General features: G+C 65.8%; 12 protein-coding genes. 7 read left to right on the top strand and 5 right to left on the bottom strand.

The annotated features are described in order from the left end of the window. Positions 1-3 precede the first annotated feature (3 nt). Complete coding sequence (locus U5A57_RS32905) at positions 4-750, bottom strand: response regulator transcription factor (protein ID WP_321915922.1); 747 nt, start codon at positions 748-750, stop codon at positions 4-6. A 195-nt stretch (positions 751-945) separates the two neighbouring features. Between U5A57_RS32905 and U5A57_RS32900 the strand changes: the two genes are divergently transcribed. From U5A57_RS32900 to U5A57_RS32890, 3 genes are all read left to right on the top strand, one after another. After that, entirely contained in the window at positions 946-1,203 is a 258-nt protein-coding gene (locus U5A57_RS32900) for a hypothetical protein (protein ID WP_321915862.1), read from the top strand. Between the two features lie 63 nt (positions 1,204-1,266). After that, the gene (locus tag U5A57_RS32895) at positions 1,267-3,081 is read left to right on the top strand and encodes an aminopeptidase P family protein (RefSeq protein ID WP_321915861.1); all 1,815 of its coding nucleotides are present in this window, start codon (positions 1,267-1,269) and stop codon (positions 3,079-3,081) included. A gap of 44 nt (positions 3,082-3,125) precedes the next feature. Continuing rightward, the gene (locus U5A57_RS32890) at positions 3,126-3,749 is read left to right on the top strand and encodes an HAD family phosphatase (RefSeq protein WP_321915860.1); all 624 of its coding nucleotides are present in this window, start codon (positions 3,126-3,128) and stop codon (positions 3,747-3,749) included. Between the two features lie 27 nt (positions 3,750-3,776). Here the strand turns inward: U5A57_RS32890 and U5A57_RS32885 are convergent, their stop codons facing one another. The 3 genes from U5A57_RS32885 to ychF all read right to left on the bottom strand — a co-directional run bounded on the left by U5A57_RS32885 (position 3,777) and on the right by ychF (position 8,062). Beyond that, on the bottom strand, positions 3,777-4,928 hold the full coding sequence (locus U5A57_RS32885) for a DUF748 domain-containing protein (RefSeq protein ID WP_321915859.1): 1,152 nt from the start codon (positions 4,926-4,928) through the stop codon (positions 3,777-3,779). A 157-nt stretch (positions 4,929-5,085) separates the two neighbouring features. Further along, positions 5,086-6,750 (bottom strand): energy-dependent translational throttle protein EttA, encoded by a 1,665-nt coding sequence (gene ettA, locus U5A57_RS32880; protein ID WP_028218401.1) that lies wholly within the window; start codon positions 6,748-6,750, stop codon positions 5,086-5,088. Between the two features lie 217 nt (positions 6,751-6,967). Continuing rightward, positions 6,968-8,062, bottom strand: coding sequence for a redox-regulated ATPase YchF (gene ychF, locus U5A57_RS32875; protein ID WP_321915858.1), 1,095 nt, complete (start codon positions 8,060-8,062; stop codon positions 6,968-6,970). A 293-nt stretch (positions 8,063-8,355) separates the two neighbouring features. Here ychF and U5A57_RS32870 point away from each other — a divergent pair, with 293 nt between their 5' ends. The 4 genes from U5A57_RS32870 (at position 8,356) to U5A57_RS32855 (ending at position 13,139) form a co-directional block, all read left to right on the top strand. Further along, the gene (locus U5A57_RS32870; RefSeq protein ID WP_321915857.1) at positions 8,356-9,528 is read left to right on the top strand and encodes a UbiH/UbiF family hydroxylase; all 1,173 of its coding nucleotides are present in this window, start codon (positions 8,356-8,358) and stop codon (positions 9,526-9,528) included. Positions 9,529-9,704: 176 nt separating this feature from the next. Continuing rightward, positions 9,705-10,436: a DsbC family protein gene (locus U5A57_RS32865; protein WP_321915856.1), complete on the top strand. Its 732-nt coding sequence runs from the start codon at positions 9,705-9,707 to the stop codon at positions 10,434-10,436. 136 nt (positions 10,437-10,572) lie between these two features. Beyond that, a complete protein-coding gene (locus tag U5A57_RS32860; protein WP_321915855.1) occupies positions 10,573-12,363 on the top strand; it encodes a PDZ domain-containing protein in 1,791 nt (596 codons plus the stop codon). A gap of 179 nt (positions 12,364-12,542) precedes the next feature. Continuing rightward, positions 12,543-13,139 carry an FMN-dependent NADH-azoreductase gene (locus U5A57_RS32855; protein ID WP_321915854.1) on the top strand — a complete coding sequence of 199 codons (597 nt, stop codon included), beginning with the start codon at positions 12,543-12,545 and terminating at the stop codon, positions 13,137-13,139. Between the two features lie 93 nt (positions 13,140-13,232). On the opposite strand, the gene U5A57_RS32850 is transcribed toward U5A57_RS32855, so the two are convergent. Further along, complete coding sequence (locus tag U5A57_RS32850; protein WP_321915853.1) at positions 13,233-14,204, bottom strand: uracil-DNA glycosylase; 972 nt, start codon at positions 14,202-14,204, stop codon at positions 13,233-13,235. Positions 14,205-14,318: the final 114 nt, after the last annotated feature.

Raw genomic sequence — 14,318 nt, 5'->3', positions numbered from 1 at the left:
ATATTATAACTTTTCCTCGCTTCCGACATTCGCGTCGACAGAGTCCGACACTCCGGCAGGTGATATGGGGAGTCTTTCGAGCTGGTAGCCAAAGCCGTACAAAGTGGTCAAACGCCAGCCGTACTCGGGCCCGAGCTGCAATTTGCTGCGCAGGCGGGAGGCGTGTGTGTCGAGCGTGCGCGACCGAACGTCGCGGTTCAGATTCCACACGGTTTCGAGGATGCGCGCTCGCGAAACGGGGCGCGATGCATTGGTAAAGAGCAGCAGCGCGAAGCGGTATTCCTTGGGCGTGAGCGTGACGGTGTGACCCCGAAACGATACTTCGTAACGGCCGGAATCGAAGAGGTAGTCCCCAAAGCCATGACGGGCGCGGTTGCGTGGCCGGCGTACGCCGGCGCGGCGCAGGAGCGCGTCGATGCGCGCGAGCATTTCAGGGCCGCGCACGGGCTTCGCGATGCAGTCGTCCGCACCGGCCTGCAGGCTCGCAACGATCTCGCTTTCATGGGGCGCGAGCATCAGGGCGATGGCGGGCAGACCGGGGAGCAACCTGCGCGCCTGGGGGATGACGTCGTCAGCGCCGACGTCGCCGCACCACCATGCCGCGATCAACAGGTCGAAGGTTTCGTCTTCGAGGGTTTCGAAGAGCTGGGCGCCAAGCGGGAAGTGCTGGCATGCGTGCCCGCCCGCAATGAGCAGGCGGACGAGGGTTTCGGCCTGACCGGCGTCTGGTTCGACAAGGGCGATTCGCATACGAGAGAGTGCGGCTGGAGCGGCCCGGATGCGCTTGCCTTGCGCCATCCTGCCCCCTACACTCAACCGCTACGCGGGAAGCGCCGAGCCGACCGTTTTCCAGTTTTAAAAGAGACTAACCAAGTTGCAAATGCTAGCTCTCGTGCTTCGGCAGTCCTATCAGACTTATCCGAAAACCTATAGGACAAGTCTTTAATGGGCTGGACCGGTATTGTCATTCTTGGTCTGGTGGTGGGCTGTGCGGGATGGTGGCTCCATCCCCAGCGCCGTGCCGCACGCCACTCGCTCGCACTGGCGGTCGTGGCCGGCGTGCTCGGCGCGGCGCTCGCGAACGCGGCCGGCAGTGCAACCGGTCTTTTCTACGATGGCGAGTTGCTCCAGTGGCCGCTTTGCACGGCACTCGCGCTCGTTTTCGTGGGTGTGTGCGTGGCGCTGCGCGCGCGGCGCAGCTAGCCGCGCGCAGCCGCCTTAGGCCAAACCCAGATCTTCCGCTTCGAATTCTTCGCAGGTGAAAACATGAACGCCCGACTCCCCGAAACCTCCTCGATTCCTGAACGCATTGCCGCCCTGCGCGCCGCGATGGCGCGCGCTGGCGTGGATGCCGCGCTCGTGCCGTCCGCCGATCCGCATCTGTCCGAATACCTGCCGCGCCGCTGGCAGGGGCGCGAATGGCTCTCGGGCTTCACGGGCTCGGTAGGCACGCTCGTGGTGACGAAGGATTTTGCGGGCGTCTGGGTCGACAGCCGTTACTGGGTGCAAGCCGAGCAGCAACTGGCCGGCACCGGCATTCAGCTCATGAAGATGATGGGCGGCCAGCAGAGCGCACCGCACATCGACTGGCTCGCGCAGAACGTGAGCGCGGGCGGCGCGGTGGCCGTGGACGGCGCGGTGCTCGGCGTGGCCTCGGCGCGCGCGCTGGCCGATGCGCTCAAGGCGCGCGACGTCGCGCTGCGCACGGACCTCGATCTGCTCGACGACGTCTGGCAGGGCCGCCCGTCGCTGCCGCTCGAGCCCGTGTACGAGCACGTCGCGCCGCACGCCGACACGAGCCGCGCCGGCAAGCTCGACCAGGTGCGCCGCGCGATGCAGGAGAAGGGCGCGCAGTGGCATTTCGTCTCCACGCTCGACGACCTCGCCTGGCTCTTCAACCTGCGCGGCGCGGACGTCAACTACAACCCGGTGTTCGTCGCGCACGCGCTGATCGGGCCGGACGAGGCGACGCTTTTCGTCGCCGACGGCAAGGTGAGCGAGGCGCTCGTGCAGTCGCTCGCGAAAGACAAGGTGCGCGTCGCGCCGTACTCGCAGGCCGCGGCGGCGCTCGCCGCGTTGCCGGAAAAGGCCGCGCTGCTCGTCGATCCGCGCCGCGTGACGTTCGGCCTGCTGCAGGCGGTGGCGTCGGCGGTGAAGCTCGTGGAGTCGGTCAATCCGAGCACGTTCTTCAAATCGCGCAAGACGGCCGCCGAAGCCGATCACGTGCGCGCGACCATGGAGCAGGACGGCGCGGCGCTCGCCGAATTCTTCGCGTGGTTCGAGGCAGCGCTTGGCCGCGAGACCATCACCGAACTGACCATCGACGAAAAGCTTTCCGCCGCGCGTGCGCGCCGCGCGGGCTTCAAGTCGCTCTCGTTCGCGACGATCGCCGGCTTCAACGCGAACGGCGCGATGCCGCACTACCGCGCCACGCCCGAATCGCACAGCGTGATCGAAGGCAATGGCCTGCTGCTCATCGACTCGGGTGGCCAGTACCTCGACGGCACCACCGACATCACGCGTGTCGTGCCGGTGGGCACACCGAGCGCGGAGCAAAAGCGCGACTTCACACTCGTGCTCAAGGGCATGATGGCGCTCTCGCGCGCGAAGTTCCCGCGCGGCATCCGCTCGCCGATGCTCGACGCCATCGCGCGCGCACCGATCTGGGAAGCGGGTGCGGACTACGGCCACGGCACCGGCCACGGTGTGGGCTACTTCCTGAACGTGCACGAAGGTCCGCAGGTCATCTCGCACTACGCGCCGGCCGAGCCCTGGACCGCGATGGAAGAGGGCATGATCACTTCGGTCGAGCCGGGCATCTACCGGCCGGGCAAGTGGGGTGTGCGCATCGAGAATCTCGTGCTGAACCAGCGCGCCGAAACGACCGAGTTCGGCGACTTCCTCGACTTCGAGACGCTCACGCTTTGCCCGATCGACACGCGCTGCATTGATCTGGCGCTATTTCGCGCGGACGAGCGTGAATGGCTCAATGCGTACCACCAGACGGTGCGTGTGCGCGTGGCGCCGCACGTGAGCGGCGATGCGCTCGCGTGGCTCGAAAAGCGCACGCAGCCGATCTGATTTCCTCAGGTGATCAAATTGGTGTTCAAGCGGAGCGCAAACGCATGACGATCAAGGCAGTGGTGTTCGATTTCGGCGGGGTGCTGGTGGACTGGAGTCCCGAGCATCTCTATCGCAAGCTCATTCCCAACGACGACGAGCGCCGCTGGTTCCTCACGAACGTCTGCAAGATGGACTGGGTGATCCGCCAGGACGGCGGCGAGCCCATCGCCGTCGGCACCGAGGAACTGGTCGCGAAGTTTCCCGAGCACGAGGCGCTCATTCGGGCGTTCTACGATCGCTGGCACGAGATGGTCGCCGGGCTGCTGGAGGGCGGCGTCGCCACCTTCGAGCGCCTGGAAGCGGCGGGCGTGCCGATCTTCGGTCTCACCAACTGGTCGGCCGAGACGTTTCCGTGGGCGTGGGAGCGCTTCGGCATCCTGCGGCGCTGCCGCGACATCGTCGTGTCGGGCCGCGTGAAGCTCGTGAAGCCCGATCCGGCGATCTTCCACGAGATGTTTCGCCGTATCGACGTGCAGTTGCCTGGCGTGAAGCCCGAGGAACTCGTTTTCATCGACGACAACGCGCACAACGCCAAAGCCGCCACCGCGCTCGGCTGGCATGGCGTGCATCACACGAGCAACGCCGCCACCGACGCGAAACTGCGCGAACTCGGCCTGCCGGTCTAACCGGGCTGGCGTCCGCGCCCCCGCGCGTTATTTCGATGCAGGTGCCGGCGCCACCGGCTGCAGCAAGCTGCGCAGCGCGTCGGCGATCCCCTTCGCGGTTTGCCCGGCGCCCTTCGCCACCCCTTCTGCGCTCACGCCGAGCGCCTGTGCGAAGCCTGCGCGCAACTCCGTCATCAGGTTTTCGTTGAGCTTGAATTTCGGGTCGCGCAGGTTGCCTTCGAGCACGAAATGCAGCGTGATCTCACCGTTGTGCGCCTTCAGTGCCGCCACGGCGGCGCGCGTTGGAATCGACAGGAAGGTGTCCACGGCGTCGCCGCTTTCCGCGAGTTGCAGGTTGTGCAGCGTGAGCGTGCCCGGCGCGTGCAGGTGATAGCCGCGCACGGTCGAATTCAGGTCGAGGTCGAGCGTGCCGCCCGTCACGTTGGCCTTCGCGCCAGCCTTTTTCAGCAGGTAGGGATCGATCGTGCGCACATCCATGCCGCGCAACGTCGTATGGAGTTGCGAGTCCTTGCTCGCGATCTGCATCCAGCCGTTGAACGTCATGCGTCCAGTGTGCTCCGGGCCGACGACATTGCCCGTCACCGAAACGCGCGTGGGCTCGCTCAGCGCGGGCAGATGGACATTGTCGACGCTCGCTTGCGCGCGGTTCACCGTGACGCGCCACGGCGGATTGCTCACCGAGCGATCGTAGAAGTCGAACGTGCCGTTTTCGAAGCCGATATGGTCGATGACCTTTTCCTGAGGCAGGCTGATGCCTCCCTGCGCGGCGCTCGCGTCGCTTTGCGTCATTTCTTCGCGCAGATTCGGCAGGATCTGGATCGAGCCGTTTTGCTGGCGCAGCACCGTCATCGTGAAGTCGCTCACGCTCACGTCGCGAATATGCACACGGTGTGAGAGCAGTGCGCGCAGGTCGGGCGTGATCGTAATGCGCACGGCGCGCAGCGTGTCGGCAGTGGGCCAGTGGGGCGGGGGCTTCAGGCGCACGTCGGTGAGTTCGACGGACGAGAGATCGAACGCCACATTCACGCTCGCTGCCGAGCCGACGGGCGCGAGCGCGCGCTCCACGTACGCCTTTGCCTCGCGCTGCAGTGCGTAGAGCGTGCCGAGCGCCGCGAGCACGAGCAGCGCGACGACGATCGCGACGATCAGGAGAACACGGTTGCGCAGCGGCGTCGCCATACGGAATTCCTTTCGGGGGAGGACCGGAGTTCAGGCCTTGAGTGACGCGAAGTGACCCCAAGCGTAGCGGCTTTCGAGCAACCGCCATGCCGCGCGCGCCGCCAAAACGACAACGGCGGCCCGCGGGCCGCCGTTGTTTGCTATCGATCCAGCACGCTTAGCGGCTGATCGGCTTGTAGCGCAGACGCTTCGGACGCGCGGCTTCTTCGCCGAGACGCTTGATCTTGTCGGCCTCGTACTCCTGATAGTTGCCGTCGAAGAACGTGACCTGCGAGTCGCCTTCGAAAGCGAGGATGTGCGTGGCGATACGGTCGAGGAACCAGCGATCGTGCGAAATCACCATGACCGAGCCCGCGAATTCGAGCAGGGCGTCTTCGAGCGCGCGCAGCGTTTCGACGTCGAGGTCGTTCGACGGCTCGTCGAGCAGCAGAACGTTGCCGCCCGAAATGAGCGTCTTGGCCAGATGCAGGCGACCACGCTCACCGCCCGAGAGGTTGCCGACGATCTTCTGCTGATCGCCGCCCTTGAAATTGAAGCGGCCGATGTACGCGCGCGAAGGCGTTTCGTACTTGCCCACGGTCAGCACGTCCGCGCCGCCCGAGATCTCTTCGAACACGGTCTTGTTGGCGGCCAGCGCATCGCGGCTCTGGTCGACATACGCGAGCTTGACCGTCGGGCCTTGCACGATCTCGCCCGAATCCGGCTGTTCCTTGCCCGTGAGCATGCGGAAGAGCGTCGACTTACCGGCGCCGTTCGGGCCGATGATGCCGACGATCGCGCCCGCCGGAATCTTGAAGCTCAGGTCGTCGATCAGCAGACGGTCGCCGTAAGACTTGCTGACGTTCTTGAACTCGATGACTTCGTTGCCCAGACGCTCGCCCGCCGGAATGAAGATTTCCTGCGTTTCGTTGCGCTTCTGGTAATCCGAGCTCGACAGTTCCTCGAAGCGGGCGATACGCGCCTTCGACTTCGCCTGACGGCCCTTCGGGTTCTGGCGCACCCACTCCAGTTCCTTCTTGATCGCCTTCTGGCGCGCGGATTCCGTCGCTTCTTCCTGCTTCAGGCGCTCTTCCTTCTGGTCGAGCCAGCTGGAGTAGTTGCCCTTCCAGGGAATGCCGTGGCCGCGGTCGAGTTCGAGAATCCACTCGGCGGCGTTATCGAGGAAGTAGCGGTCGTGGGTCACGGCGACCACGGTGCCCGGGAAGCGCGTGAGGAACTGCTCGAGCCACTCGACCGATTCGGCGTCGAGGTGGTTGGTCGGTTCGTCGAGCAGCAGCATGTCGGGCTTTTCGAGCAGCAGCTTGCACAGCGCCACGCGGCGCTTTTCACCGCCCGAGAGGTTGCCGATCTTCGCGTCCCAGGCCGGCAGGCGCAGGGCGTCTGCCGCGATTTCGATCTGTTGCTCCGCGCTGCCGTCGGTCGTCGCGAGAATCGCCTCGTACTTTGCCTGCTCGGCGGCGAGTGCGTCGAAGTCGGCGTCCGGCTCCGCGTAGGCCGCATAGATTTCGTCGAGCTTCTTCTGCGCGTTGAACACGTCGCCGAGACCTTCTTCGACCGCTTCGCGCACGGTCTTTTCCGGGTCGAGCTGCGGCTCCTGCGGCAGGTAGCCGATGTTGAGGTTGGGCATCGGCGTGGCTTCGCCTTCGATGTCCTTGTCGACGCCGGCCATGATCTTGATGAGCGTGGACTTGCCCGAGCCGTTCAGGCCGAGCAGGCCGATCTTCGCGCCGGGGAAGAACGACAGCGAGATGTCCTTCAGGATCTGGCGCTTGGGCGGCACGATCTTGCCGACCCGGTTCATGGTGAAGACGTATTGGGCCATGAGAGTGTCTTTGGAAACGGGAAAAAGGGGCGGAAGTATGTCTCGAACGCGGCGTGCGCCGCGTCGGAACCGCGAATTGGGGTGACGCGAAAACCGCTATTGTACGGGGCGTGGGCGGCGGGGGAGTGACGCTTGCCTGCCGCCGCGCTCTCGCGCGCTCAGCCGTAAAAAAGCCCGCTCACGAGCGGGCTTTTTTGGCATTGCCTCGCAACTGCGCTTACACGTTGAACAGGAAGTTCATCACGTCGCCGTCGTGCACGACGTATTCCTTGCCTTCGGCGCGCATCTTGCCGGCTTCCTTCGCGCCGGTTTCGCCCTTGTACTGGATGTAGTCGTCGAACGCGATGGTCTGCGCGCGGATGAAGCCGCGCTCGAAGTCGGTGTGGATCGCGCCGGCGGCCTGCGGTGCCGTGTCGCCGACATGGATCGTCCACGCGCGCACTTCCTTCACGCCAGCCGTGAAATACGTTTGCAGGCCGAGCAGCTTGAAGCCCGCGCGGATCACGCGGTCGAGGCCGGGCTCGTTCATGCCCATGTCGGCGAGGAAGGCGATCTTGTCTTCGTCGTCGAGGTCGGCGATTTCGGCTTCGATCGCCGCGCACACGGCCACGACCGGCGCGCCCTCGGCTTCGGCGTGCTTGCGCACGGCGTCGAGGTACGGGTTGTTCTCGAAGCCGTCGTCCTTCACGTTCGCGACGTACATCGTCTTCTTCGCGGTGATGAGGCAGAACGGCTTGAGGAGCGCCTGCTCGTCTTCGTTCAGGTCGAGCCCTCGCACGGGCTTGGCCTGGTCGAGCTGCGCGCGCACTTTTTCCAGCACGGCGACGAGCTTCGCGGCTTCCTTGTCGTTACCCGACTTCGCGGCCTTCGAGTAGCGCGTAAGCGACTTTTCGACGGTAGCGAGGTCGGCGAGTGCGAGTTCGGTGTTGATGACTTCGATGTCGGAGATCGGGTCGACCTTGCCCGCCACGTGGATCACGTTTTCGTCCTCGAAGCAGCGCACGACGTGCGTGATCGCATCGGTTTCGCGGATGTTGGCGAGGAACTGGTTGCCCAGGCCTTCACCCTTGCTCGCGCCCGCGACCAGACCCGCGATGTCGACGAACTCGACCACGGCCGGCACGACGCGCTCGGGCTTGACGATTTCCGAGAGCGCCTTCAGACGCGGATCCGGCACTTCGACCACGCCGACATTCGGCTCGATCGTGCAGAACGGGTAGTTCTCGGCCGCGATGCCCGCCTTGGTCAGCGCGTTGAAAAGGGTGGACTTGCCGACGTTAGGCAAGCCGACGATGCCGCATTGGAGGCTCATGAAAATCTCTGCATGTCAGGGTGGTGACGTGCGGCTCGCCGCGCGCGAAGGGCTCGGGGCCGGGCGTCTCGCGAAAGCGGGAGCGGCGGGCGGGGCGGCGCAGGGGGCACGTCGGGGGGCGTGACGCCGGCTCGCGCGGAGTCACGAAAACCGTAATTGTAACCTCGTCCGGGTGAGGGTTAGCCGCAGGCGTCGCCGTGCCCGTGGGATGGCGTCCTGCGACGACTTGCTGCGCCGCAACATCCGTGCCCTTCCGGCCCTGTCAGACAAGCACCCGCGGCTATAATGCGCGCATGACAGCAAGCAACCAGACCTTTGATGTCGCCGTGATCGGCGGCGGGCTCGTCGGCAAGTCGGCGGCGCTCGCGCTGACCCAGGGCGGCCTGCGCGTGGCGCTGCTCGCGCAGCCGTGCGCGCCGCTGCCCGCGGGCGCCGTGTTCGACGCGCGCGTGTACGCCTTCTCGCGCAGTTCGCAGGCGCTGTTCGAGCGGCTGCGGGTCTGGCAGGCCGCCGACGCCGCGCGCCTCACGCCCGTCTACGACATGCGCGTGTTCGGCGACGCTGCGGCGGAGCTGCACTTCTCGGCGTATCAGGCGTCGGTTGCGCAACTCGCGTGGATTGCCGAGTCGTCGGTCATCGAGCGCGCGCTCGACGCCGCGCTGAACTTCCAGCCCAATCTCGCGTGGATCGACACGCGCGCCGAGACGCTGGACGTGAAATCCGACGCGGCCGTGATCGGCCTCGCCAATGGCCGCACGATCGAAGCCGACCTCGCAATCGGCGCGGATGGCGCGCATTCGTGGGTGCGCGCGCAGATCGGCTCGAAGGTCGAGCGGCGCGAATACCGCCAAACCGGCGTGGTCGCCAATTTCCGCGCGCAAAAGCCGCACGGCGAAACGGCGTACCAGTGGTTCCGCGAGGGCGAGATCGTCGCCTTGCTGCCGCTGCCGGATCAGCACGTCTCGCTCGTCTGGTCGGCACAGACCGAACACGCCGACGCGCTGCTCAAGCTCGAGCCGGAGCAGCTTGCCGCTGAAGTCGAGCGCGTTTCGCAAAGCCAGCTCGGGGAGCTCGAATGCGTCACGGCTGCACGCGGGTTTCCGCTTTCGCTGCAAACCGTGGATCGGCTCGTGGCGCCGCGCGTTGCCCTGGTCGGGGACGCCGCGCATCTGATTCACCCGCTTGCGGGCCAGGGCGTGAACCTCGGTTTGCGCGACGTTGCCGCGCTCGTCGACGTCGTCACGAAGAAAGAGGCGTTCCGCGATCTCGGCGACATCGTGCTGCTGCGCCGCTACGAACGCAGCCGCCGCGAGGACATCCAGAAGCTCGTCGTCGCCACCGACGGCCTGCAGCGGCTCTTCTCGTTCCCCGGCACGCTGGCGCGCGCGGTGCGCAACACGGGCATGGCGTTCGTGGGCGCGCAGCCGCTGCTCAAGCGCTGGCTCGTGGCCTCGGCGCTCGGCTAATATTCTCAGGCTTTAGCGCTCATTGACCCCTCGAGCAGGCATTTCGGTTGCTTGAGGCCCGTGCAGCTTAGAATGGCCGTATTGGCCGCGGCCGCAGCGCATGCCGCCCCGGCCACTCAACGGAAATCTGCGCGCGTCGCCCCTCTCGCGGCGCGGGCGAATCAGGAATGCATCCCATGCAAACGCGTATTCGAATTGCCGCGCTCGTGATCGCGGTAGCCACCTCGGCGCTCGGCTGCTCGGCCCAGGCCGACCAGACCACCGACAAGATCCGGTCGGCGCTGCAGACGCGCCTCGGCATCGACGCCAGCGACATCAAGGGCATCACGAAGGCGCCGATGCCGGGCCTCTATGAGATCAACCTCGGCACGCAAATCGTCTACAGCGACGCCACTGGCGACTACGTGCTCAACGGCGAACTCATCGACACCAAGGCGCACCGCAATCTCACCGAGGCGCGCCTGAACGAAATCAACAAGGTCGATTTCGCGAAGCTGCCGTTCGAAAACGCGGTCAAGGTCGTGAAGGGCGACGGCAAGCGCAAGATGGCCGTGTTCTCCGACCCGAATTGCCCGTACTGCCATCAACTCGAAAACACGCTGAAGGCCGTGGACAACGTGACGGTCTACACCTTCCTGTATCCGGTGCTCTCGCCGGATTCGACGGCGAAGGCCAAGCAGATCTGGTGCTCGACCGACCGCGCGAAGGCGTGGGAGTCGTGGATGGTCGACCGCAAGGCGCCCACGGCTGCCGGCACGTGCGACACGGCCGCTATCGACAGCAATCTCGCGCTCGGCCAGAAGATGAACGTGACCGGCACGCCCACCGTGATCCTCGCCGACGGTACGCGCCTGCCCGGCGCGGTCAGCGCCGACCGGCTCGAACGCGGACTGAACGGCGCTCACTGACGCCTCGCCCGAACCCGCCGGCCGCTTTCGCGGCCGGTGCTTTTTTTGCCCGGCGCTTTTTGTCCGCTCTTGCGCGCCGGGCATACTGAAATTGCATTGCAGCGTCTGCTGACCGAATCTCTCACCGATCCCACCGATGAAGCCGATCCGATACACCATCGTCCCGAAGAATCCCGCCGCGCATCTGTTCGAGGTGACGCTTACCGTGGAAGACCCCGCGCCGGACGGTCAACGCTTCATGCTGCCCGTATGGATTCCGGGCAGCTACATGGTGCGCGAGTTCGCGCGCAACATCGTCACGCTGCGCGCCTTCAACGACGCAGGCCGCAAGGTGCGCGTGACGAAGACCGACAAGCACTCGTGGCAGGCCGCGCCGGTGAAGGGCGCGCTCACGCTGCGCTACGAGGTCTACGCATGGGATATGTCGGTGCGTGCGGCGCACCTCGACGACACGGTGGGTTTCTTCAACGGCACGAGCGTGTTTCTCGCGGCGCTCGGCCATGAGGACGCGCAGCACGCGGTCGATATCCAGCGTCCGGACGGTCACGCGTATCGCCACTGGCGCGTGGGCACGGCGCTCACGGAAGCGCGCGGCACGAAGCGTTACGGCTTCGGCGAGTACACCGCCGCGAATTACGACGAGCTGATCGATCATCCCGTGACGCTCGGCGAGTTCACGCTCGCGAGCTTCAAGGCGCACGGCGTGCCGCACGACATCGTGATCGCGGGCCGCGTGGTCGCGCTCGACACCGAGCGTCTCGCCGCGGACCTGAAGAAGATCTGCGAGGCGCAAATCGCGCTGTTCGAGCCGCGCACGAAGCGCGCGCCGATGGAACGCTACGTGTTCATGACGCAAGCCGTGAGCGACGGTTACGGCGGCCTCGAGCATCGCGCGTCGACGGCGCTCATCTGCAATCGCACGGATCTGCCGGTGAAGGGCAAGCCGGAGACGTCGGACGGCTATCGCACCTATCTCGGCCTGTGCAGCCACGAGTACTTCCACACCTGGAACGTGAAGCGCATCAAGCCGGCCGCATTCGTGCCGTACGACCTCACGCGTGAGGACTACACCTCGCTCTTGTGGCTATTCGAAGGCTTTACGTCCTACTACGACGACCTCATGCTCGTGCGCAGCGGGCTCATTTCCTCGGATGAATACTTCGGTCTCCTCGGCAAGACGATCGCTGGCGTGCTGCGCGGCGCGGGGCGCCTGAAGCAGAGCGTCGCGGAAAGCTCGTTCGACGCGTGGGTGAAGTACTACCGCCAGGACGAGAACGCATCGAATGCGATCGTGAGCTACTACACGAAGGGCTCGCTCGTAGCTTTGGCGTTCGATTTGTCGATTCGCGCGCAGACGAATGGCCGTAAATCGCTCGACGACGTCATGCGCCTCTTGTGGCAGCGCTATGGCCGCGACTTCTATCGCGGCAAGCCGGTGGGCGTGGGCGAGGACGACGTCGAGGCATTGATTGCCGAAGCGACCGGCGTGGAACTGGGCGTGCTCTTTAGCGACGCCGTGCGCGGTACGCGCGACCTGCCGCTCGCGACGCTGTTCGAGCCGTTCGGCGTGACGCTCGAAGGGGAGCCGGAGCGCGGCGCGAAGCCCTCGCTCGGCGCGCGGCTGCGTGGCGGCGCGGACGCAACGCTCGCGGTGGTCTACGAAGGCGGCGCGGCGCAGAAGGCGGGACTTTCGGCCGGCGACGCGCTCGTCGCGCTCGACGGCCTGCGCGTGACGGGCTCGAATCTCGACGCGCTGCTCTCGCGCTACCAGCCGGGCACGAAGGTCGAGATCCACGCGTTCCGCCGCGACGAGCTTCGCGTGGCGCGTCTGACCCTCGATGCGCCTGAAGTCGCGCGCTACAAGCTCGCCGCATCCGACAAGCGTGCGCCAGCGCGCGGCTTGCGGGACCGCTGGCTGGCGGCGTAAGCCGCACGGCAGTGCTAGAAACGGCGTGGGTGCCTGGCCCCACGCCGTTTTTTCATGCCGGGGATTGTTCTATCGCTGCAACAATCCGTCATTGGCGGACTACTTTTTCGGGGGGCGGTAAAAAAACACAATGCCTTCACTCGCGCAACGTTGCGCAACTGAGACCCGAAGGAGCCACCATGACCACGATCCTGCAAATCAATTCCGCCGCCCGCTCGCAAGGCGCCCAGTCGACGCTGCTCGTCAACGAACTGACGGCCAAGCTGCAACAAGCGAATCCGGGTGCGCAAGTCGTTACGCGTAACCTGCAAGCCGATCCGCTGCCGCACCTCGACGACGCCGTGCTCGGCGCGTTCTTCACGCCGGCCGAGCAGCGCACGCCGGAGCAGCAGGCTATCGCGGCACGCAGCGAAGCGCTGATCGCAGAACTGCAGGCAGCGGACGTCATCGTGATCGGCGCGCCGATGTACAACTTCGGCGTCTCGTCGCAGCTCAAGACGTACTTCGACTGGATCGCGCGTGCCGGCATCACGTTCCGCTACACCGCGAACGGCCCGGAAGGTCTCGTGAACGGTAAGAAGGTGCATATCGTTTCGGCGCGCGGCGGCAAGTATCAAGGCACCCCGCACGACAGCCAGACGCCGTACCTGAAGTCGTTCCTCGGCTTCCTCGGCATGACCGACGTGAACTTCATCTACGCCGAAGGCCTGAACATGGGCCCGGACGCAGCCAGCGCAGCGCTCGCGGGCGCGCGTGAAGCGATCGCTGCGGCGTAAAGCTCGCGCTTGACGGCTGTAAAAGCAAAAACGCCACGAGAGTGAATCTCGTGGCGTTTTTTTCATTGCGCGTCGTGTCGCGCATCTTGAAGCTCAAGCGAGCACGAGGCCTTCCTCCGGCAAACGCCAGTCGATCGGCTGGCGGCCTTGCGCCTCCAGATACGCGTTGGCCTGCGCAAAATGCCCGCAGCCGAGAAAGCCGCGATGCGCAGAAAGCGGCGACGGATGCGGCGCTTCCAGCACGCAATGCGCGCCCGAGAGCAGCGCACGCTTGTTCTGCGCATGCGCGCCCCACAGCATGAACACGAGATGCTCGTGGCGTGCGGCGAGTTGCTGGATCAGCGTGTCGGTGCAGCGCTCCCAGCCGCGCTTCGCGTGGCTCGCGGCGCTGGCGCGCTCGACGGTGAGCACCGTGTTCAGCAGCAGCACGCCCTGGCGCGCCCAGGCGTCAAGACAGCCGTGCGCGGGCGCCTGAATGCCGAGGCTCGCCGCGATCTCCTTGAAGATGTTGCGCAGCGAAGGCGGGGGGCGCACCGAGGGCGGCACCGAGAACGCCAGGCCGTGCGCCTGCGGCGTGCCCCGATCGTCGCCGTGGTACGGGTCCTGGCCGAGGATCACGACCTTCACGTCGTCGGGCGAAGTGAGGCGCAGCGCCCGGAACACGTCGGCGGGATAGACGGTCTTGCCGGCGGCGCGCTCGTCATCGACGAAGCGGCACAACGGCGCGTAGACGTCGCTCGCGATGAACGGCGCGAGCAATTCGCGCCAGGCGGCGGGCAGCGCGTCGAACTGGTCTTCGAGTCGCGTGGTGTCGATTCCGGCCTGCGGCGCGGCGGGTTCGTTGGACATGTCGGATGCGGACGTATTGGCAATCATCGCGGCGTGCGTGCGGGCGGGCGCGGGGAATTCGTCGGCGTCGAACAGCGAGAAGATCGTGATCTGACGCGGATCGACTTCGGGCAGCGGCGGCTCGTCGAGCGTGGCTTGCGCGGTGTCGGTCAGATCGTCGTCGAACAGCGACGCTTGCACCGGCATCGCGACGCGCGGGCGTTTCGTGGAGGTCATGGGCGGCAAGTGTCGCAGCAATTGCGCGGCGATTCAATCCGGCGCGGGCGCGGCGGCGCGGCATTTTGCGGCATCGGCGCTGATGATGCAACTAACAGCGCTCTTTTTTTGGGG

The organism is Paraburkholderia sp. J11-2, from assembly GCF_905220185.1.
Taxonomy (GTDB): domain Bacteria; phylum Pseudomonadota; class Gammaproteobacteria; order Burkholderiales; family Burkholderiaceae; genus Paraburkholderia.
This window is presented reverse-complemented; position numbering and strand designations above follow the sequence as displayed.

What these genes read in the sequence shown, in the direction of transcription:
- U5A57_RS32885 (WP_321915859.1), bottom strand. Translation starts at nt 4,928, where the DNA reads ATGGCGACGCCGCTGCGCAACCGTGTTCTCCTGATCGTCGCGATCGTC.
- U5A57_RS32870 (WP_321915857.1), top strand. Translation starts at nt 8,356, where the DNA reads ATGACAGCAAGCAACCAGACCTTTGATGTCGCCGTGATCGGCGGCGGG.
- U5A57_RS32895 (WP_321915861.1), top strand. Translation starts at nt 1,267, where the DNA reads ATGAACGCCCGACTCCCCGAAACCTCCTCGATTCCTGAACGCATTGCC.
- ychF (WP_321915858.1), bottom strand. Translation starts at nt 8,062, where the DNA reads ATGAGCCTCCAATGCGGCATCGTCGGCTTGCCTAACGTCGGCAAGTCC.
- U5A57_RS32900 (WP_321915862.1), top strand. Translation starts at nt 946, where the DNA reads ATGGGCTGGACCGGTATTGTCATTCTTGGTCTGGTGGTGGGCTGTGCG.
- ettA (WP_028218401.1), bottom strand. Translation starts at nt 6,750, where the DNA reads ATGGCCCAATACGTCTTCACCATGAACCGGGTCGGCAAGATCGTGCCG.
- U5A57_RS32865 (WP_321915856.1), top strand. Translation starts at nt 9,705, where the DNA reads ATGCAAACGCGTATTCGAATTGCCGCGCTCGTGATCGCGGTAGCCACC.
- U5A57_RS32855 (WP_321915854.1), top strand. Translation starts at nt 12,543, where the DNA reads ATGACCACGATCCTGCAAATCAATTCCGCCGCCCGCTCGCAAGGCGCC.
- U5A57_RS32860 (WP_321915855.1), top strand. Translation starts at nt 10,573, where the DNA reads ATGAAGCCGATCCGATACACCATCGTCCCGAAGAATCCCGCCGCGCAT.
- U5A57_RS32890 (WP_321915860.1), top strand. Translation starts at nt 3,126, where the DNA reads ATGACGATCAAGGCAGTGGTGTTCGATTTCGGCGGGGTGCTGGTGGAC.
- U5A57_RS32905 (WP_321915922.1), bottom strand. Translation starts at nt 750, where the DNA reads ATGCGAATCGCCCTTGTCGAACCAGACGCCGGTCAGGCCGAAACCCTC.
- U5A57_RS32850 (WP_321915853.1), bottom strand. Translation starts at nt 14,204, where the DNA reads ATGACCTCCACGAAACGCCCGCGCGTCGCGATGCCGGTGCAAGCGTCG.